This window comes from Noviherbaspirillum phoenicis (genome assembly GCF_047237965.1).
In the GTDB taxonomy this organism is placed as follows: domain Bacteria; phylum Pseudomonadota; class Gammaproteobacteria; order Burkholderiales; family Burkholderiaceae_D; genus Noviherbaspirillum_A.
On the sequence record NZ_JBDFLX010000005.1, the window covers coordinates 365,211 to 384,839 of the forward strand.

Genomic DNA, 19,629 nt, shown 5'->3' on the forward strand with positions numbered 1-19,629 from the left:
CATTAGCGGATCGGGAAGATGCTGGAGTTCTTCACTTCCTCGATTACGGCATAGGTGTGGGTTTCCCGCACGCCCTTGAGCTGCAACAGCGATTTGCCGAGAAAGGTCCGGTAAGCCGCCATGTCCTTCACCCTCACCTTGATCAGGTAATCGAAGCCGCCCGCCACCATGTGGCATTCCAGCACCTCGGGTACCTTGTGGACTGCGCGCTTGAACTCGTCGAACACATCCGGCGTGGTGCGGTCCAGCACCACCTCGATGAACACCAGCAGCGCCACGTCCAGCAGTTCGGGGTTCAGCCTGGCCGTATAGCCCAGGATATAACCGGCTTCCTGCAGCTTGCGCACGCGCTCAAGGCAGGCGGCCGCCGACAGGTTCACCCGCGATGCCAGTTCGAGGTTGGAGATACGGCCGTCCTGCTGGAGTTCGGCCAGGATTTTCTTGTTGGTCTTGTCAAGCATGGCATTGTTATTGGTAAATTTAATTTTGCTTTACGAGCTTAAGGCAAATTTTCTTAATAATATCAGGCCAAATCCCAGAATTAATATAGGTTTCTTTCTCCTAGAATGGCAGAACATGCAGGCGTCCCGGCCTGCTCCCCGAGCCCGAGGAAGATCCCGATGAACAAGCCCGATGCCGTCGCACTCACTCCCGCCGACGCCCTGCCCGCGTTTGCCGCGCTGACAGCGGAGGCGGGCCCCGAGCCGGACCCGTTGCGCCAGGCGCTGCGCGCGGCCTGCCGTCGCGACGAGAGGCATGCGGTGCAGGACCTGCTGGCCGAAGCATCGCTGGATTCGGACGTTGCAAGCCAGGCGCAGGCGCTGGCCACAGGACTGGTGCAGAACGTGCGCAGCCGCCGCGCCCGCGCCTCGGGCGTGGATGCGCTGATGCACGAGTTTTCCCTGTCCTCGCAGGAAGGCATTGCGCTGATGTGCCTGGCCGAGGCCCTGCTGCGCATTCCCGACCCCGAGACCGCCGACCGCCTGATCGCCGAGAAGATCAGCCTCGGCGACTGGCAGCGCCACCTGGGCGGCTCGCCTTCCCTGTTCGTCAATGCCGCCACCTGGGCGCTGGTGGTCACCGGCAAGCTGGTGGCGCCGCAGGATGCCAGCCATCATGGGTTGGGTACTGCGCTGGGCCGGCTGATTGCGCGCGGCGGCGAGCCGCTGATCCGGCGCGGCGTGGACCTTGCGATGCGCATGCTGGGACGCCAGTTCGTCACCGGCCAGACCATAGACGAAGCCCTGGCGCATGGCCGCGCCAACGAGGCGCGCGGCTATCGCTACTCCTTCGACATGCTGGGCGAGGCTGCGCTCACGATGGACGATGCCGATGCCTATTACCGCCTGTATGAAGAGGCCATCCATGCCATCGGCCGCGCCAGCGCGGGGCGCGGCATACGCCAGGGTCCGGGTATTTCGGTGAAGCTGTCGGCGCTGCATCCGCGCTACAGCGTGGCGCAGCGCGAGCGGGTGATGGCCGAGCTGCTGCCGCGTCTGAAGGAGCTGGTGATGCTGGCCAGGCGCTACGACATCGGCATCAATATCGATGCCGAGGAAGCCGACAGGCTGGAACTGTCGCTGGACCTGCTGGAAGCACTGGCCGTCGACGCCGACACCGCCGGCTTCGACGGCATCGGCTTCGTGGTCCAGGCCTACCAGAAGCGCTGCCCGGCGCTGATCGACTGCATTGTCGACCTGGCCCGGCGCGCCGGGCGCCGGCTGATGGTGCGGCTGGTCAAAGGCGCTTACTGGGATGCCGAAATCAAGCGTGCCCAGGTGGACGGCATGCCTGACTATCCGGTCTATACCCGCAAGGCGCACACCGACCTGTGCTACCTGGTCTGCGCGCAACGGCTGCTGGCGGCGAGCGACGTGATCTATCCGCAGTTCGCCACCCACAATGCGCTGACGCTGGCCACGGTGCATGCCCACGCACAGCGGCTGGGCGTCACGGACTATGAATTCCAGTGCCTGCACGGCATGGGCGAAACCCTGTACGACCAGGTGGTGGGCAAGGATGGCCTTGGCCACGCCTGCCGCATCTACGCGCCGGTCGGCTCGCACCAGACCCTGCTGGCCTACCTGGTGCGGCGGCTGCTGGAAAACGGCGCCAACACCTCCTTCGTCAACCAGATCGTCGACGAGCAGATACCGCTGGAGCGGCTGCTGGCCGACCCGGTGCAGGCCGCGGCGCAGTCCGGCGGCGCGCCGCATCCGGCGATCCCGCTGCCGGCGGCGCTGTATGGCCCCGGCCGGCGCAATTCAACCGGCATGGACTTCAATGACCGCAACGTGCTGCGCGAGATCGCGCCTGCGCTGCAGGCATTGGGCCAACGCTTCTGGCATGCCGCGCCGCTGCTGGCGCAGCCAGGCCCGGCCGCGGGCGATGTCGGCCTGCCCGTCACCAATCCGGCCGACCGTTCGGACCAGGTCGGCCTGGTGCACGACACTTCCGGGGAACAGCGGGAAGCCGCGCTGGCGGCCGCGACGGAAGAGGCCCCGCGCTGGCAGGCAATGACGCCGGCAGCGCGCGCGGCGCTGCTGCTGCGCGCGGCCGACCTGCTGGAACGGGAACGGCTGCCCTTGATGTCGCTGGCGGTGCGCGAAGCCGGCAAGTCCTTGCCGAATGCGCTGGCCGAGGTGCGCGAAGCGGTTGATTTCCTGCGCTATTACGCGGCCCAGGCCAGCCAGGCGCCAGCCGCGCCGGCGCTGGGGCCGGTGCTGTGCATCAGCCCGTGGAATTTCCCGCTGGCGATCTTCATCGGCCAGGTCAGCGCCGCGCTGGCGGCAGGCAACGTGGTGCTGGCCAAGCCGGCCGAACAGACGCCGCTAATTGCGCATCTGGCCGCCACGCTGCTGCACCAGGCCGGCATACCGCGCGCCGCGCTGCAATTGCTGCCCGGACCCGGCGACACCGTGGGCGCAGCCCTGGTGGCCGATGCGCGCATCCGGGGCGTGCTCTTTACCGGCTCGACCGAGGTGGCTGCGCTGATCAACCGCCAGCTCGCCGCGCGCGGCGTGGCGCAAGGCTGCGCGCTGCCGCTGATTGCCGAAACCGGCGGCCAGAACGCAATGGTCGTCGACTCCTCGGCGCTGCCGGAACAGGTGGTGCAGGACGTGCTGGCATCGGCATTCGACAGCGCCGGCCAGCGCTGCTCGGCGCTGCGGGTGCTGTGCCTGCAGGAAGACGTCGCGGACCATGTGCTGGGCATGCTCAGGGGCGCGCTGCGCGAGTTGCGGATCGGCGTGCCGGACCGGCTTGCCACCGACATTGGCCCGGTCATCGATGAGGATGCGCGCCGCGCACTGATGGATTACATCGACCGTGCCGGCAACCATGTGCTGGAGATAATCCAGCTGCCGCTGCCCGACGCCTGCCGGCGCGGCAGCTTCGTTGCGCCCACGGTGATCGTGATCGACGATCTTTCCCGGCTGCGGCATGAGGTGTTCGGGCCGGTGCTGCATGTGCTGCGTTACCGCCGCGACCAGCTGCCGCAGCTGCTGGCGCAGATCAATGCCAGCGGCTATGGCCTGACGCTGGGCATCCACTCGCGCATCGATGAAACGGTGGAAAGCATCGTGGACCGGGCGCATGTGGGCAACATCTATGTGAACCGCAACATGGTAGGCGCGGTGGTCGGCGTGCAGCCCTTCGGTGGCGAGGGCAAGTCGGGCACAGGCCCGAAAGCGGGCGGGCCGCTGTACCTGCGCCGTCTTCAGCACGCCGCCGACAGCGGCATCGCGGCTGCCGACCTGGGCGTGGAGCCGCCCGCGAAGGATGCCGGACTGCAGGCGCTGCAGGACTGGGCGCGAGCCAACGACGACGCGGTGCTGATCGCGCTGACCCAACGCTATGCGCAGAACAGCCTGCTCGGCCGCGCGCTGCGCCTGCCGGGTCCGACCGGGGAGAGCAATATCCTGCGCTTCGCCGCCCGAGGCGCGGTGCTGTGCGCGGCATCGGATCGTGCCGCGCTCATCAACCAGCTGGCAGCCGTGCTGGCGACGGGAAACCAGGCCTTGATGAGCGCCGCTGCCTATGCCCTGCTGCCAGCCGGGTTGCCGCAGGCGGTCAGCGCCAGAATCGTGATCGTGGCCGACGTCACCGGCCATCCGGCTATTTCGATGGCCCTGTGCGACCAGGCCTGCTGCGCGGCGCTGTTGCCGGTGCTGGCGGCCCGCGAGGGCGCGCTGACGTCAGTGGCGCAAACCCAGGGCAGCGAACCGATTCCCCTATGGCGGCTGGTAGCCGAGCGGACCGTGTCGGTCAACACCACTGCGGCCGGCGGCAATGCCAGCCTGATGACGCTGGAGCCGGCCTGAGCCGCAGCGATGGGCGGCGGCGACGTCGCGCTTGCCATGCCGGCAGCACTGTCCAAGGCGCTATTTTCCTGCCTGGCCCCGGCTCGGGCACTTTTTGCGGCAAGCAACGTCAAACGAAGCTTGCCAATTAATCAACCCAGAGGAGGAAACCGATGAGCCATGCCCTGACCACTGTCCAGGATGATGATGCTGACCGGGTGCGCCGCTCCACCGCACTCGACGTGAACCGCCAGATCGACCGCCAGACCGAAGCCAACATCATGCATTACCTCAATGCCACGCCGGAGGTAATCCGCGAGCGCGTCGGGGAACTGGACCATGAGTGGGATATCGAGCGCATGCTGGAAGTCAATGCCTCCACCCTTGCCCTGACCGGCCTGGTGCTGGGCGCCACCGTAAACAAGAAGTGGCTGATCCTGCCCGGCATCGTGCTGCCCTTCCTGCTGCAGCATGGCCTGCGCGGCTGGTGCCCGCCGCTGCCGGTGCTGCGCCACCTCGGCGTGCGCACCCGCGGCGAGATAGACCGTGAGAAATATGCGCTGCTGGCCTCGATCAAGGACCAGCCCGCCAGCTAGGCGCGCTTTCGGACGGCGGTGCTTCCCCCAGCAACCGCCGTCACCGAAAGCCCTTCATCTTTAACTGAAATGCACAAGTGATTCGACCAAACATTAGCGCTATTGACTTTTAGATTGGCTATACTCCCCGGACTTCAGCCAACCAAGTCCATTAGCCAATGACAGTGCGGGCCATTCTTTTCGACGCTTACGGAACCCTGTTCGACGTCTATTCCATCGGCGCGCTGGCCGAGCGCTTTTACCCTGGAAAGGGCGCGCTGCTGGCCGAGCTGTGGCGCGACAAGCAGATCCAGTACAGCCAGCTGCGCACCCTGTGCAGCACCTACAAGCCTTTCTGGGAAATCACGCAGGATGCACTGGTGTTTGCCTGCCGCAAGCTGGGCCTGGAACTGGACCTGGAAGCGCAGAACACCATGATGGGCCAGTATGCAAAGCTGCAGGCTTTCCCGGAAAACCTGGCCGCGCTGCGCCAGCTGAAGGAAGCCGGCATGAAGATGGCCATCCTTTCCAACGGCAATCCCGAAATGCTGGCAGCCGCCGTGCAGAATGCCGGCATGGATGGCCTGTTCAGCCATGTGCTTTCCGCCGACGCGGTGCGCAAGTTCAAGACCGCGCCGGAGGCCTACCAGCTGGGCACCGACATGCTGGGCCTGGCTGCGCGCGACATCCTTTTTGTTTCCAGCAATGGCTGGGACATCTGCGGCGCCAGCTGGTTTGGCTACAAGACATTCTGGGTCAACCGCGCCGATGCGCCGATGGAAGAGCTGGGCGTCACGCCCAGCGGCCAGGCGCCGCTGCTGTCGGACCTGCCGGCCTTCATCGACGCAGATGCACGCCGCGGCGCCACCCGATGATTTTTCTTTCCCGATTTAAATAACGACAACACGAGGCTTAACCATGACTGACCGCACCACCTGCCACGGACTGCAGATCGCCACCCCGCTCTACCGCTTCATCGAAGACCGCGTGCTGCCCGGCACCGGCGTCGACAGCGCCGCCTTCTGGCAAGGCTTCGACGCCATCGTGCGCGACCTGGCGCCCAAGAACATCGCCCTGCTGGCCGAGCGCGACCGCCTGCAGACCGAGCTGGACGACTGGCACCGCGCCAACCCCGGCCCGCTGAAGGACACCGCCGCCTACCGCGCCTTCCTGGAAAAGATCGGCTACATGAATCCGCAGCCGGACGACTTCACCATCACCACCTCGAATGTCGACGCCGAACTGGCGGTGCAGGCCGGCCCGCAGCTGGTAGTGCCTATCCTCAACGCCCGCTATGCGCTCAACGCCGCCAATGCGCGCTGGGGCTCGCTGTATGACGCGCTGTATGGCACCGATGCCATCGCCGAGACCGACGGCGCCACCCGCAGCGGCCCGAACGGCGAAAGCTACAACCCGGTGCGCGGCGCCAAGGTAATTGGCTTTGCGCGCGACTTCCTCGACCGCATCGCGCCGCTGGCCGAAGGCAGCCATCATGACGCCGCCGGCTACACCGTCGACGGCGGCAAGCTGGCCGTAGCGCTGAAAAACGGCGCTACCACCGGCCTGGCCGACGCATCGAAATTCGTCGGCTACCGCGGCGACGCCGGTGCGCCGACCTCGGTGCTGCTGAAGAACAATGGCCTGCATGTCGACATCATCATCGACCGCAACACCCCGATCGGCAAGGGCGACGCCGCCGGCGTGGCCGATCTGGTGATCGAAGCCGCGCTGTCGACCATCCTCGACCTGGAAGACTCGGTCGCCGCGGTCGATGCCGAAGACAAGGTGCTGGCCTATTCGAACTGGCTGGGCATCCTGCAGGCCAGCCTGTCGGAAACCATCACCAAGGGCGGCAGCGCCTTCACCCGCAGCCTGAACCCGGACCGCGAATACACCGCCGGCGTCGGCGCCACCGATGCCAAGGACGGCGTGGTCACGCTGCATGGCCGCTCGCTGCTGTTCCTGCGCAATGTCGGCCACCTGATGACCAATCCGGCCATCCTGTATGACGGCGACAAGGAAATCCCGGAAGGCATCATGGATGCGGTGGTCACCGTTGCCATCGCGCTGCATGACCTCAAGCGCAAGCCCGACCAGAAGATCGGCAACTCGCGCACCGGCTCGGTCTACATCGTCAAGCCCAAGATGCATGGCCCGGCCGAAGTGGCCTTTGCCAGCGAACTGTTCGGCCGCGTCGAGACGCTGCTGGGCCTGCCGGCCGAGACGGTGAAGCTGGGCATCATGGACGAGGAGCGCCGCACCAGCGTCAACCTGAAGGCCTGCATCCGCGAAGCCACCGGCCGCGTGGCCTTCATCAACACCGGCTTCCTGGACCGCACCGGCGACGAGATGCACAGCGCCATGCAGGCCGGCCCGATGATGCGCAAGGGCGACATGAAGACCAGCACCTGGCTCACCGCCTACGAGAAGAGCAACGTGCTGATCGGCCTGGCCTGCGGCCTGCGCGGCCGCGCCCAGATCGGCAAGGGCATGTGGGCCATGCCGGACATGATGGCGGCCATGCTGGAGCAGAAGATCAACCATCCCAAGGCCGGCGCCAACACCGCCTGGGTGCCTTCCCCAACCGGCGCCACGCTGCATGCGCTGCATTACCACCAGGTGAACGTGGCCGAGATCCAGCAGCAGCTGGAAAAGACCGCCAACGCCGGCGAGATCGACCGCCTGCGCAATGAGCTGCTGCAGATCCCGGTCGTAGCGGAAGCGAAATGGTCCGCCGAGGAAATCCAGCAGGAACTGGACAACAATGCACAGGGCATCCTGGGCTATGTGGTGCGCTGGATCGACCAGGGCGTGGGCTGCTCCAAGGTGCCCGACATCCACAACGTCGGCCTGATGGAAGACCGCGCCACGCTGCGTATCTCCAGCCAGCACATTGCCAACTGGCTGCTGCATGGCGTGGTCAACGAGGCGCAGGTGACGGAAACCCTGCAGCGCATGGCGCGCGTGGTGGACGGACAGAACGAGAACGATCCGTTCTATACGCCGATGGCGCCGGACTTCGAGGCTTCCTATGCCTACCGCGCCGCGCGTGACCTGGTGTTCCAGGGCCTGACCCAGCCGAGCGGCTACACCGAGCCGCTGCTGCATGCATGGCGCCTGAAGGTCAAGGCGGCGCGTCGCTGAGCCGCCGCTGACCAGCTCCACGCAGCCTGCCGCGGCATGCTGCCGACCTGACCCGCTTGCCCTGGTACCCACTGGCAAGCGGGTTTTTCTATTGAAGAAGGCACGACGCTGTTTGCGTTGCCTTCTCTTGCCAAGCCGCACCAAGCCGTATAATCAACGCCCGACGCCCCTCCGGGCTCACGAAGCTTGTACGCCCCCACGAATTCCCGCGGAGAATCCATGGCAAACTGGCTTAGCGAAATTTCCGAAAAAAGCAGCGGATTCATGCCCCACGGGCATTGCTATCTCTGGATACCCAGCCTGCTCTGGATGCATGTGCTGTCGGACGCGCTGATCGGCGTTGCCTACCTTGGCATCTCCTTCGTCCTCTACCTTCTGGTGCGAAAAATCAGGCTGCCCTTCAGCCCGGTATTCATTGCCTTCGGCCTGTTCATCGGCCTGTGCGGCATCACCCACTTCATGAAGATATGGACGGTATGGCATCCGGACTACCTGCTGGACGGCGTGATCAAGCTTGCCACCGCGGCCGCATCGGTTGCCACCGCCATCGGCCTGCTGTACATCCGGCCGCAAATCGAGCAGACCGTGGCGGCAGCCCGTCTCTCCGAAGAACGCCGGGTGGAGCTGGAGCGGGCACATACGGAACTTGAAGCCCTGTACCGCAAGGTGAAGGAGCTCGATGAACTCAAGACCCAGTTCTTCGCCAACGTGTCGCACGAACTGCGTACGCCCCTGACTCTGATGCTGGGCCCGGCCGAGCGCATGCGCGAAGATGCCACCCTGAACCAGCAGCAGCGCCATGAACTGGACCTGATCAGCCGCAATGGCCGCAGCCTGCTGCGCCATGTCAATGACCTGCTGGATATCGCCAAGCTGGAATCGCATGACATGCAGCCGCACCGGACAAGGTTCGAACTGCAGCCATGGATCGAACAACTCGCGGCACAGTTCGAACCGGTTGCCAGGCAGCGGCAATTGCGCTTCGAGGTCGTGGCCGACGAAGCCATGCTGATCGAAGCCGACGCCGACATGATCGAGCGCGTCGTCATCAATTTGTTGTCGAATGCATTCAAGTTCACGCCGGCGGGCGGTGAAGTGACCCTGCGGCTTGCGCGCGACGCTGGCCACCTGCTGCTCACCGTGGACGACAGCGGCCCCGGCATCGCGAAAGAGGCGCGCGAACTGGTGTTCGAGCGCTTCCGCCAGGCCGATGGCAGCATCACCCGGCAATACGGCGGCACCGGGCTCGGCCTGGCCATCGTAAAAGACCTGATCGGCCTGCATGGCGGATCGGTAAAGGTGGATGCCAGCCCTGCCGGCGGCGCCCGCTTCACGGTGCAATTGCCGCTGAGCGCTGGCGCCGATACCGATGCCGCCGCGCAGGATGCCCCGCCCGCAGCCAGCCCCGCCACCAGGCTGGCGCTGTCGACCATGCTGGAGGAGCTGGTCCCGGCCGCGACCACCGGGCAAGCCGACACGCCATTGCCGCAGCGGCCCTGCGTGCTGGTGGTGGAAGACAACCAGGACATGCGCCGCTTCCTGGCCGAGACGCTGGCGCGGCACTACAACGTCGTCACCGCGGCCGACGGACAGGACGGCTATCAGCGTTTCCAGAGCCTGCAGCCCGACCTGGTCGTCAGCGACATCATGATGCCGCTGATGAGCGGGGAGCAACTGGTAAAGGCAATACGCAGCAGCGCCGACATGCCTGCCGCCACGCCCATCCTGCTGCTCAGCGCCAAGGCCGACGACGCGCTGCGCGTGAGGCTCTTGCGCGAGGGTGCGCAGGACTATCTCACCAAACCGTTTCTGCCCCAAGAACTGCTGGCGCGCGCAGCCAACCTGGTTGCGGCCAAGCGGGCCGGCGACCAGTTGCGCGGCGCGCTGGCCAGCGCCTCGCTCGACATCGAGGCGCTGGCATCGGAACTGGTCACGAGGCACAAACAACTCGAGGCCACGCGCGACGCGGCCGAGGTGGCGCGTGAACAGGCCGAACGCGCAAACCAGGTCAAGGGACTGTTTCTCGGCATGGTCTCGCACGAACTGCGTACGCCCATCGCCACCATCGACATGAACGTGCAGTTGCTGGAACGCAGCGATGGCCTGCCCGCCGCTGCCGCCACCCGCCTGCAGCGCATGGCGCGCGCGACGCGCCAGCTGGCCGGCCTGGTCGAAGGCCTGCTGGAATACACCCGGCTGGAAAGCGGAAAGATCGAGGCGTATCCGGAGTCGCTCGATGCTGCGACGATCGTGCATGAAGTGCTGGCGGCCCACATGGACCAGGCCGCCCACGCCGTCACGCTGTCGCTGGAGCCGCAGCACACGGCCCTGCCGCCTCTCGTCAGCGATGCCCGCCTGCTGCGCATCGTCCTGGCCAACCTGATCTCGAACGCGTTGAAATACACCAGCCAGGGCTCGGTAACGGTCCGGCTGAAAACAGAACATGACAAACATGTGTTTGAAGTGACTGATACTGGTCAGGGCATTTCGGAAGCGGATGCCACGCGCATTTTCCAGCCATTCGAGCGGCTTGAACCGGTGCAGCACAAGAGCCTGCCCGGCGTGGGCCTGGGCCTGGCCCTAGTTGACCAGATCGTGCGGGCACTTGGCGGCAGCATTACAGTCAGTTCTCGCCTGGGACGAGGCAGTTGCTTTTGCGTGCACCTTCCCAGTCGCGGCATCCATGAAACATCAACGCAGCCGATATGACTATGAAACGGAGAAACGGATGCCTTGCAATCACATCGTTGTAATTGAAGATGACACCGACTTGCGCGAAACGCTGAAGGACCTCCTTGAAATGGAGGGCTTCTGCGTCGTCACCGCCAGCAATGGTCGGGAAGGCCTGCACCAGATCGAGCAGAACGGCCAGCCCTGCCTCATTCTGCTGGACCTGATGATGCCGGTGATGAATGGCTGGGAATTCCTGGAAACCCTGCGCCGGGAACCGACGATGACGCTGGCGCAAACGCCGGTAGCGGTGGTGTCGGCCGCAGCCGACGTCGCCGATGTCGAGCGCGATTATGGCTGCAGCGTGTTGAAGAAACCGGTCAGCCTGGAACGTCTGTTCGCCCTTGCCCATGCGCATTGCGACCTCTGCTAGCGCACGTTCGCATGGGTCGCCCTGAATCCGTTTTTCAACAGCCTGCTAGTCGCTGCCCGCCCGCCGGCGCACGGGCGGATAACGCCACCATGCCAGCATGACGAGCGCGCCGAAGAAGCTGTAGGCCAGCACGAAAACCCAGGCCGGAAGCCGATAGTAAAGGAGCCTGCCGAGCCAGTAGGCGATGAATCCGTCCGCCTGGCCGCCCATCTCATCCGGACCGCGCAGCCAGGCCTCCAGCGTGGTCAATGGACAGTCCAGGCCCAGCCACGCCTGCGCAACCACGATGCCGATTGCCGCAAGATGCGCCAGCCGGAACCGCCAGCCATTGACCCAGCGCCAGCCCATCCGGTTGCCTGCGAAAATCAGCGCCAGCCCGCCGACGATGAACAGCACCACTGCGGCATGCAGGGTCAGCACCATGTCGGCGAGAACGGAATGAGACATGGACGAGATGGAGGAGACGGACGATCAGGCCGGTGCAGCGAGGCTGTCGTGCCAGTCGCTGTAAGGAGAATTCTTGACCAGATGGCGATTGTAGTCGGGCGCGCCATCGGTCCACCAGACGGGGCCGCGTTCGCCGAGCGCTATCTTGGCGGCGTCGACTGCCGCTCTCGCGTCACGCAGCGCGTGGGCATCGTCGGCGCGCAGCGCGACACCCACGGCCCGGCGCGCGCGCATCAGCTCGCTGGTCAGCGTGCTGCGGCGCTCGGGAGGCAATGCCGGATTGCTGGTGCGCCATAGCCTGCCGCGCACCACGAAGTAACGCCCATCGGGCGTGACAGGGTATTTCATGCAGCCTCTTGTGAAGGCCGGGCCGCATGCCGCGCGAAGGGCGGCACAGCGGCGGCAGTGACTCAGGCCTTCAGATGTGCCGAGATCAGCTTGGTCATTTCAAACATGGAGACCTGCTTCTTGCCTTCGAAGACAGCTTCCAGCTTGGCGTCGGCGTTGATCATGCGGCGGTTGGCCGCATCCTGCAGATCATGCTTCTTGATGTAGTCCCATACTTTCTTGGTGACTTCGGTGCGCGGCATCGGCTCGGCACCAACCACTTCAGCCAACACCTTCGAAGGCGTCACCGGCTTCATGAACGCCGCGTTTGGCTTGCTCTCTTTTTTTGCTGCTGTTGCCATGAATTACTCCAAAGTTCAGTCATATAAAAGCGCAAAACCCCGCATGCAATGGATCAGGCGGGGTTTTGCGCTTCAAGCGCCGGAAAAGCCGGAACGTCGCGAATTCTATCCTACTTCCTCCGGGCTGCATAACCGCCACGGATTGGCCATTCCTTGAAGGACATCAACACCACTGCGGCATGGCCGTTACACTGGCATTCAACTTCATGAAAGAGGAAAAAGCGATGACATCCATCGATGCATTTGTCAGAAAGCAGAAACCGGGCGCGCAATTCGTCGTCAGTGCCCAGATGCTGCGCATGAAGCCGGAGGAATTCGACAGGCTGGCACAACAATGGCTGGATGATGGCGGGCCGGGCTTCAACGTCGCCGGGGTGCCGCATCGCGTCGTGGTGGACGGGCAATTCCTGATCAGCCGTGTCACCGTGATCCGCACCAGCGCCGAAGTCTGATTGCGTTCAGCCCGGCCTGGCCGCCTGCAATCAGTCCGTCTTCAGCATCGCCAGGAAGGCCGCGGCGGCGATCGAATCCTGCCGGCCGCGCTGGCGCACGATGCAGATGTGACGCTGGAATGCCGGGTCGGACAGCGGGATCTTCACCACGTCCGCATGCTGGAAATGGAACATCGCCACCGCCGGCACAATCGCAATGCCGACGCCGCTGGCAACCAGTCCGGCGGCGGTTGCCATGGTCGACACTTCCATCGCCGTTTTCAGCCGCTGCGGAAACATCACCGCGTCGACCTGCTGCCGGATGCTGCTGTAGCGGTCCTGTTGCACCAGCGGGTAATCCAGCAGATCGGTGCTATGGACCGCCGCCCTGCCCGCCAGCGGATGGTCCGGCGGGCACACCACGAAAAAGCAGTCCGGCCATGCCGGCTCGGCCTCGAACTCGGTCGACGGCAACGCAGCCGTCAGTGCAAAGTCGACCTGGCCGCGCCGCAGCAGATCCAGGCAATCATCGGCAGTCACGTCCCGCAGCACCAGTTCCAGTTGGGGATAGCGCGCCCTGAACCGGGCAATCACCGGCGGCAGCCGCCAGGCTGCGATCGAAGGCAGCGCTGCAATCGACACCCGGCCGGTGCGCAAGGCGGTGTAGTCGCGCATCTCGGCCAGCGCGCCATCGAACTCGGCCAGCAGCCGGGTGGCGGACCTGGCGAATGCGCCGCCTTCCACCGTCAGCTCGACGCGCCGGGTGCCGCGGTCGAACAGCCGCACGCCCAGATTTTGTTCAAGGCTGCGGATCAGCATGCTGAATGCGGGCTGCGACAGGTGGGCGGCTTCCGCGGCGCGCGTGAAATTCCTTTTTTCAGCAAGGGCCAGAAACGCCTTCAGGTGGCGGGTCGAAATATCCATGGATTGTCAGGTAGGCGACTGATTGATTCGGAGTTCGAATAGGTTCATCCGAATTATCAATTTTTATTTCAGGTCGTGCTGGCAAATAATCGGCATCGCGGCCAGCGGAAATTCATATGGCCATGCCTAACCCGGAGAGATCAATGATAGAAACCTCGCACAAGCAATTTCTCGGCCCCGTGATCCGCCTGCATCCCGGCGACAACGTCGTGGTCGCCCGCACCGACATCGGCATCGGCACGGAAGTGCCGGCCGAGCGCTTCGTCAGCCGCAGCCAGGTGCCGGCCGGCTACAAGATCGCGTCGCGCCTGATCCGCAAGGATGAGCCAATCCGCAAATACAACGTGGTGGTGGGCTTTGCCGCCATTGACATCCCGGCCGGCACGCTGGTGCATGGCCACAACACCGAGTTCCGCGAATTCCAGCGCGACTATGCGCATGCGTCCGAGTTCGCGCCCATCGACTATCTTCCAGCAAGCCAGCGCGCGACCTTCCAGGGCATCGTCCGCGCCGACGGCCGCGTCGCCACCCGCAACTACATCGGCATCCTGTCCACGGTCAATTGCTCTGCCACCGCGGTGCGCCGCATTGCCGACTGGTTTTCGCCCGAGCGGCTGGCCGACTATCCGAACGTGGATGGCGTGGTGGCCTTCAGCCATTCGCTGGGTTGCGGCATGGAGATGACGGGCGAGCCGATGGCGCTGCTGCGTCGGACCATGGCCGGCTATGCGCGCCACGCCAACCTGGCGGCGGTACTGGTGGTGGGCCTGGGCTGCGAGCGCAACCAGTTGAACGGCTTGCTGGCGGACGAGCAGCTGGAAGCCGGCCCGCTGCTACGCACCTTCGTCATGCAGGACACCGGCGGCACCAGGAAGACAATCGAAGCCGGCGTGGCGGCGGTCCGCGAACTGCTGCCGGCGGCCAACCAGGTACACCGACAAACCGTTTCTGCCAGCCACCTGTGCGTGGGCCTGCAGTGCGGCGGTTCGGACGGCTTTTCCTCGATCACCGCCAATCCGGCGCTGGGTTCGGCGGTGGATCTTCTGGCAAGGCACGGCGGCACCGCCATCCTGTCCGAAACGCCCGAGATCTATGGCGTGGAACACACCCTGACTCGGCGTTCCGCCAGCCGCGAAGTTGGCGAACAACTGCTGGAGCGCATCCGCTGGTGGAAGGATGTCTATTCAGTCGGGCGCGACGTGCAGATCAACGGCCAGGTCAGCCCCGGCAACCAGGCAGGCGGGCTGGCCAACATCTTCGAGAAGTCGCTGGGCTCATCGATGAAGGGCGGCACCGGTCCGCTGATGGCGGTCTACCGTTATGCCGAGCCGGTAACGGCCAAGGGCCTGGTGTTCATGGACACGCCGGGTTACGACCCGGTATCGGCCACAGGCCAGATCGCCGGCGGCGCCAACCTGATCGCCTTCACCACCGGCCGCGGCTCGATGTTCGGCGCCAAGCCGGTGCCTTCGATCAAGCTGGCGACGAATACGCCGATGTATCAGCGGCTGGAGGAAGACATGGACATCAACTGCGGCGAGATCCTTGACGGCTCGATGTCGATCGAGGCCATGGGCGAAAGGATCTTCGAGCTGATGCTGCGCACGGCCTCGGGCGAGGCCAGCAAAAGTGAGTTGCTGGGGCTGGGGGACAACGAGTTCGTGCCCTGGCAGATCGGGATCATGAGTTAAGGGTGGAAGCCAGGACGTAGCGCACGGCGGGCCTTTGGGTGCGGGCATTGTCGTTCACAACCTTGTTGAACGGGGAAGCATGGATGACGCGCGGCGAACTAATGGATGTCGGCTGGAGCAGTTACGGTTGTGGTGGCCATTACTTCTGCCGTTGCTTTTGACGTAAGCGCAGCGACAGTTGCGGTTGCTTTTGAAGTGGCGGTTGCTTTTGAAGTGGCCGTTGCCGTTGCCTTTGCCTTTGAAGTGGCCGTTGCTTTTGAAGTGGCCGTGAAGTCCCGTTGAGCGCGCCGTGTCAGCAGTGCCCGGAGCGGGAAAAGGTGCGGCGTCTGTCTGAGCCAAGCTTTAGCTTGGCGAGTTTAGCCGCGCCCCGCTCCGGGTACCGCTGGCACGGGCACCCCGCGCAGCGGGGCGCGATCACCGGGTCGCCTTTTTTTGGTTACTTTTTTTGGCGAAGCAAAAAAAGTGACCCGGCCGCCGGGACGGATTCCCGGCTTGTCTCCACGGCAGTGCAGCCGTCTTGCGTCACCCGGCAAGGCACGGGCAGCACTGTCGGTGTTGTTGTTGACGTTCGTATTGAAAATTCAAACGTCAAACTTCAAAAGCAACTGCTGCTTCGCAGTGACGCCGTCACGCCGGGTGAACCAACGCGACTGCACTGTCGTCATGACTAGGCCGGGTGTTCGCCCCGGCGGGCGACCTACTTTTTTTGCTTCGCCAAAAAAAGTAGGCAAAAAAAGGCGACCCGGTGATCGCGCCCTCGCTGCGCGAGGGTGCCCGTGCCGTCGATGCATGGAGCGGAGCGCGGCTAAACTCGCCAAGCTGCGCTTGGCTCAGACAGACGCCGCACCTTTTCCCGCTCCACGCACCGACGTCACGGCGCGATCAACGGGACCCAACTGCAACGACAACTTCAAAAGCAATGGCAACGGCAACGGCCACTTCAAAAGCAACTGCAACTGCAACTGCCACTGTCGCTGCGCGTACTGCAACTGCAATGGCACCGCACTTGCCCCCACTCCATCACCCAACCCGTGATCCCGCCACCAACCCCTTCCCCCGCAACTGCTGCATCACCACCGCAGCAATCAACAGCCCCAATCCCAGCAGGTCATAGAACGTCCCCGGATAGGCCAGGGTAAATCCCGCCACCAGCAGCAATGTGCGCTCAAGCCAGTTGGTCCGGATGAACATCCAGCCCTGAAAACCTGCCGCCAGTGCCGCGATGCCGGCCGCCGCGGTCAGGCTGACCTGCGCGATGGACCACCAGTTCGCGCTGGCCAGGGCCTTGGTCGACCCCATCAGCAGCAGGCCCTGCCCGCTGCTGTCGAGCACGAACATGAAGGGCAGCAGGAAAGCCGGTACCGTGTACTTCCAGCATTGCATCGTGGTCTTGTACGGATCGCCTCCCGTAATGGCCGACGCGGCGAACGGCGACAGGGCCGTTGGCGGCGAGACTTCCGAGAGCACCGCGTAATAGAAGATGAACATGTGCGCCGCGAAGTCAGGCACGCCCAGCTTGGTCAGGGCCGGCGCGGTGATTACCGCGCAGATGATGTAGGACGCCGTCACCGGCACCGCCAGTCCGACGATCCAGACCACCAGCGCGGTGTAGACCGCCGTTAGCAGCAGCGAGCCGCCGGCATAGTTGATCACGATGGAGCTGAACTTCAGGCCCAGGCCAGTCAGTGTCACCACGCCGACGATGATGCCGGCCCCGGCGCAGGTGGCGGCGACGTTGAGCATGCCGACCGAACCGGCTTCCAATGCCTTGACCAGCCGCGAATCGACGATGTGCCGCCATACCGAACCCCGGCCACGGAACAGGTCATAGGACAGCAGCGCGCAGTCGCGGTCGAGGAAGCTGACGAAGAAGGTGACGATGGTGGCCCAGAACACCGACAGCACCGGCGAATAGCCAAGCAGCATGAACACCACGATCGATATCAGCGACACGAAATGAAACCAGTAGCGCCGCGTCAGGTTCCACAGGCTGTCTGCCTTGGCGAACACGGTATTGCCCATGCCGTACTTGCGCGCATCGATTTCCACCATCAAAAACAGCGCCAGGTAGAACAGCACCGTCGGGATGGCCGCCATCAGCAGCACGTCGAGATAGGAAATCTTCAGGAACTCGGCGATCAGGAAGGCCGCCGCGCCCAGCACCGGCGGCGAGATGATCGCGCCCAGTCCGCCCGCCGCCAGCAGGCCGCCGGCGGCATTGCGTTCATAGCCTACCTTCTGCAGCATTGGCCAGGCCACCGAACCCAGCGTGACCGTGGTCGCCACGCCCGAGCCGGAAGGACCGCCGAGCAGAAAGGAAGCCAGCACCACGGTGCGGCCGGCGCCGGTCGGCTTGCCGCCCATCGCGGCGAAGGAAAAGTCAATGTAGAACTTGCCGGCCTTGGAGAACTGCAGGAAGGCGCCGAAGATGGTGAAGAGGATGATCAGCGAGGAAGACACGTCCAGCGCCACGCCGAAAATGCCCTCCAGCGTCATGTACATCTGGCCCACCAGCCGGCCCAGCGTATAGCCCTTGTGGGTCCAGGGCTGCGGCAGGTAGGCGCCGTACAGTGCGTACAGCACGAAACCGATCGTCACTACCGGCATAATCCAGCCGGCGGTGCGGCGCATCGCTTCCAGCACCAGCACCATCAACAGTCCGCCAAGCACGATGTCCCAGGTTTCGGGCATGGTGTTGCGGTCGTTGAAGTCGTCGCCGCCCATGATGGCATAGGCGATGATCACCAGCGACAGCAGCGCCGCGATCCAGTCCCACCACATGATGCGATGGCGAAAGCGCCGCGCCACCGGGAAGATCAGGAAGGTCAGAAACAGCACGAAGGCCAGATGCACCGGGCGCAGAACCTGCGTCGGAACGATCGCATAGGCGCTGTAGAGATGGAACAGCGACATCACCACCGCGGTCAGGGTCAGGAAGCCGGCAATCCAGCCGGTCATGCGGTTGGCCGCGCCTTCCTCTTCCTCGATATAGGCTTCCGCCTTTTTCAATGCCTCGTCGTCCACGCCGGCGGCCAGCGCCGGGTCCGGCTTGCTACTTTCAGTCATAAGGTTTCCGGTGTCGTTAAGCATGCGGCTTGCCGCCCGCCGGCCGCATGCAGCAGCGGGCAGCCGGGCAGGCTGGCATCGAGGCGATCAGTTCAGCTTGATGCCTTTTTCAGCGTAGTACTTGGCTGCGCCAGGATGGAAGGGGATCGGCGTGGCGCTGGTCTTCTGGTTTTCCAGCTTGAAGTTTTCCGCCTCCTTATGCACCGCAATCAGTTCGTCGCGCTTCTCGAAGATGGTCTTGGCGATGTTGTAGGCGGTCTTGTCGTCCATGTTCTCATTGGCCACCAGGATGTTCATCACGGTCGCCTGCTGGTTGTCCGCGGTCATGCCGTGGTAGATGGACTTGGGGATGGTGTCGGTCACGTACAGGTTGCCGTACTTCTTGTTCATCACGGGCACCGTCTCGGCATGGTCGATCATCTTGAGCTTGGTGCCGGGCGTGTTGGCCAGGTCGGTCACGGCGGCGGTCGGCAGGCCGCCAACCCAGAAGAACGCATCGATCTTGTTGTCCTTGATCGCATTGACCGACTCGGCCACCGAGAGGCGTTCGCGCTTGACGTCCTTGTCCTTGTCCAAGCCGGCCGCCTCCAGGATGCGGAACGCCATCACTTCGGTGGCGCTGCCCGGCGAGCCCGTCGACACATGCTTGCCCTTCAGGTCGGACAGCTTGCTGATGTTGCGCCCTTCCACCGTCACCAGGTGCATGCGGTTGGGATAGAGCACGGCAATGGTTCGCACCGGCACCTTCTTGGACTTGAACTTGTCTTCGCCCTTGTAGGCATCCTGCGCCGCGTCGGCCATGCTGAAGCCGACATAGGGCTGGCCCGAGCCGACCAGCTTCAGGTTGTCCACCGAGCCGCCGGTGACTTCGGCCGTGGCCTGCAGTCCCGGCACATGCTTGGACAGCACCGCCGCCAGGCCGCCTCCGAGCGGGTAGTACACGCCGCCGGTGCCGCCGGTGGCAATGGACAGGTTCTGGGCGCCTGCCACTCCGGCAAGGCCAATCGCCAATGTGGCCACGCAAGCCCGCAGTAATTTCGTCATCATGCTTGTCTCCTCAGATGGATGGATAGATGGATTGTCGAGTGCTTCAGCACTTCTTGACGGGAATGGCGGGCGTCGTCAAGGGACTTGCCCGGAAAGCGTGTCCGTCGCCTGGGGCGACGGTGGAAAACGGCATGGCCATGCCTGCGGCGTGCCAACGCCTTCTGTGATTGGGTGCATTGCTGTCTCCTTTTATAGGCACCAGGTCCTGTCG

The 19,629-nt window shown here is 64.3% G+C and carries 16 protein-coding genes; 9 read left to right on the plus strand and 7 right to left on the minus strand.

Translation table 11 applies throughout. The features are described 5' to 3' along the window. Positions 1–2 precede the first annotated feature (2 nt). Positions 3–461 (minus strand): Lrp/AsnC ligand binding domain-containing protein, encoded by a 459-nt coding sequence (locus ABC383_RS27170; protein ID WP_413019001.1) that lies wholly within the window; start codon positions 459–461, stop codon positions 3–5. A 159-nt stretch (positions 462–620) separates the two neighbouring features. Between ABC383_RS27170 and putA the strand changes: the two genes are divergently transcribed. The 6 genes from putA (at position 621) to ABC383_RS27200 (ending at position 11,123) form a co-directional block, all read left to right on the plus strand. Next, the gene (gene putA / locus ABC383_RS27175; RefSeq protein ID WP_413019003.1) at positions 621–4,322 is read left to right on the plus strand and encodes a bifunctional proline dehydrogenase/L-glutamate gamma-semialdehyde dehydrogenase PutA; all 3,702 of its coding nucleotides are present in this window, start codon (positions 621–623) and stop codon (positions 4,320–4,322) included. A 152-nt stretch (positions 4,323–4,474) separates the two neighbouring features. After that, positions 4,475–4,897 carry a hypothetical protein gene (locus ABC383_RS27180; RefSeq protein WP_413019005.1) on the plus strand — a complete coding sequence of 141 codons (423 nt, stop codon included), beginning with the start codon at positions 4,475–4,477 and terminating at the stop codon, positions 4,895–4,897. A 158-nt stretch (positions 4,898–5,055) separates the two neighbouring features. After that, positions 5,056–5,751 carry a haloacid dehalogenase type II gene (locus ABC383_RS27185; protein ID WP_413019006.1) on the plus strand — a complete coding sequence of 232 codons (696 nt, stop codon included), beginning with the start codon at positions 5,056–5,058 and terminating at the stop codon, positions 5,749–5,751. 43 nt (positions 5,752–5,794) lie between these two features. Beyond that, positions 5,795–8,020 (plus strand): malate synthase G, encoded by a 2,226-nt coding sequence (locus ABC383_RS27190; RefSeq protein WP_413019008.1) that lies wholly within the window; start codon positions 5,795–5,797, stop codon positions 8,018–8,020. 219 nt (positions 8,021–8,239) lie between these two features. Further along, positions 8,240–10,729 carry an ATP-binding response regulator gene (locus tag ABC383_RS27195; RefSeq protein WP_413019010.1) on the plus strand — a complete coding sequence of 830 codons (2,490 nt, stop codon included), beginning with the start codon at positions 8,240–8,242 and terminating at the stop codon, positions 10,727–10,729. 19 nt (positions 10,730–10,748) lie between these two features. Continuing rightward, entirely contained in the window at positions 10,749–11,123 is a 375-nt protein-coding gene (locus ABC383_RS27200; protein ID WP_413019012.1) for a response regulator, read from the plus strand. A gap of 45 nt (positions 11,124–11,168) precedes the next feature. Here ABC383_RS27200 and ABC383_RS27205 read toward each other — a convergent pair whose 3' ends face one another. From ABC383_RS27205 to ABC383_RS27215, 3 genes are all read right to left on the minus strand, one after another. After that, positions 11,169–11,570 (minus strand): DUF2784 domain-containing protein, encoded by a 402-nt coding sequence (locus tag ABC383_RS27205; protein WP_413019014.1) that lies wholly within the window; start codon positions 11,568–11,570, stop codon positions 11,169–11,171. A gap of 24 nt (positions 11,571–11,594) precedes the next feature. Further along, positions 11,595–11,918 carry a hypothetical protein gene (locus ABC383_RS27210; RefSeq protein ID WP_413019016.1) on the minus strand — a complete coding sequence of 108 codons (324 nt, stop codon included), beginning with the start codon at positions 11,916–11,918 and terminating at the stop codon, positions 11,595–11,597. Between the two features lie 62 nt (positions 11,919–11,980). Beyond that, on the minus strand, positions 11,981–12,259 hold the full coding sequence (locus ABC383_RS27215; RefSeq protein ID WP_194714736.1) for an SWIB/MDM2 domain-containing protein: 279 nt from the start codon (positions 12,257–12,259) through the stop codon (positions 11,981–11,983). Between the two features lie 224 nt (positions 12,260–12,483). Here ABC383_RS27215 and ABC383_RS27220 point away from each other — a divergent pair, with 224 nt between their 5' ends. Next, positions 12,484–12,711: a hypothetical protein gene (locus ABC383_RS27220; RefSeq protein ID WP_413019018.1), complete on the plus strand. Its 228-nt coding sequence runs from the start codon at positions 12,484–12,486 to the stop codon at positions 12,709–12,711. A gap of 30 nt (positions 12,712–12,741) precedes the next feature. Here ABC383_RS27220 and ABC383_RS27225 read toward each other — a convergent pair whose 3' ends face one another. Next, positions 12,742–13,614, minus strand: a complete 873-nt coding sequence (locus tag ABC383_RS27225; RefSeq protein ID WP_413019020.1) for a LysR family transcriptional regulator — start codon at positions 13,612–13,614, stop codon at positions 12,742–12,744. A gap of 143 nt (positions 13,615–13,757) precedes the next feature. Between ABC383_RS27225 and ABC383_RS27230 the strand changes: the two genes are divergently transcribed. Together ABC383_RS27230 and ABC383_RS27235 are read left to right on the plus strand one after the other, a co-directional pair. Then, a complete protein-coding gene (locus ABC383_RS27230; RefSeq protein WP_413019022.1) occupies positions 13,758–15,305 on the plus strand; it encodes a UxaA family hydrolase in 1,548 nt (515 codons plus the stop codon). A gap of 129 nt (positions 15,306–15,434) precedes the next feature. After that, positions 15,435–15,587 (plus strand): hypothetical protein, encoded by a 153-nt coding sequence (locus ABC383_RS27235; protein ID WP_413019024.1) that lies wholly within the window; start codon positions 15,435–15,437, stop codon positions 15,585–15,587. 738 nt (positions 15,588–16,325) lie between these two features. Here ABC383_RS27235 and ABC383_RS27240 read toward each other — a convergent pair. Next, positions 16,326–18,371, minus strand: coding sequence for a TRAP transporter permease (locus tag ABC383_RS27240; RefSeq protein WP_413019026.1), 2,046 nt, complete (start codon positions 18,369–18,371; stop codon positions 16,326–16,328). Between the two features lie 87 nt (positions 18,372–18,458). Next, positions 18,459–19,418 (minus strand): TAXI family TRAP transporter solute-binding subunit, encoded by a 960-nt coding sequence (locus ABC383_RS27245; RefSeq protein ID WP_413019028.1) that lies wholly within the window; start codon positions 19,416–19,418, stop codon positions 18,459–18,461. Positions 19,419–19,629 lie beyond the last annotated feature (211 nt).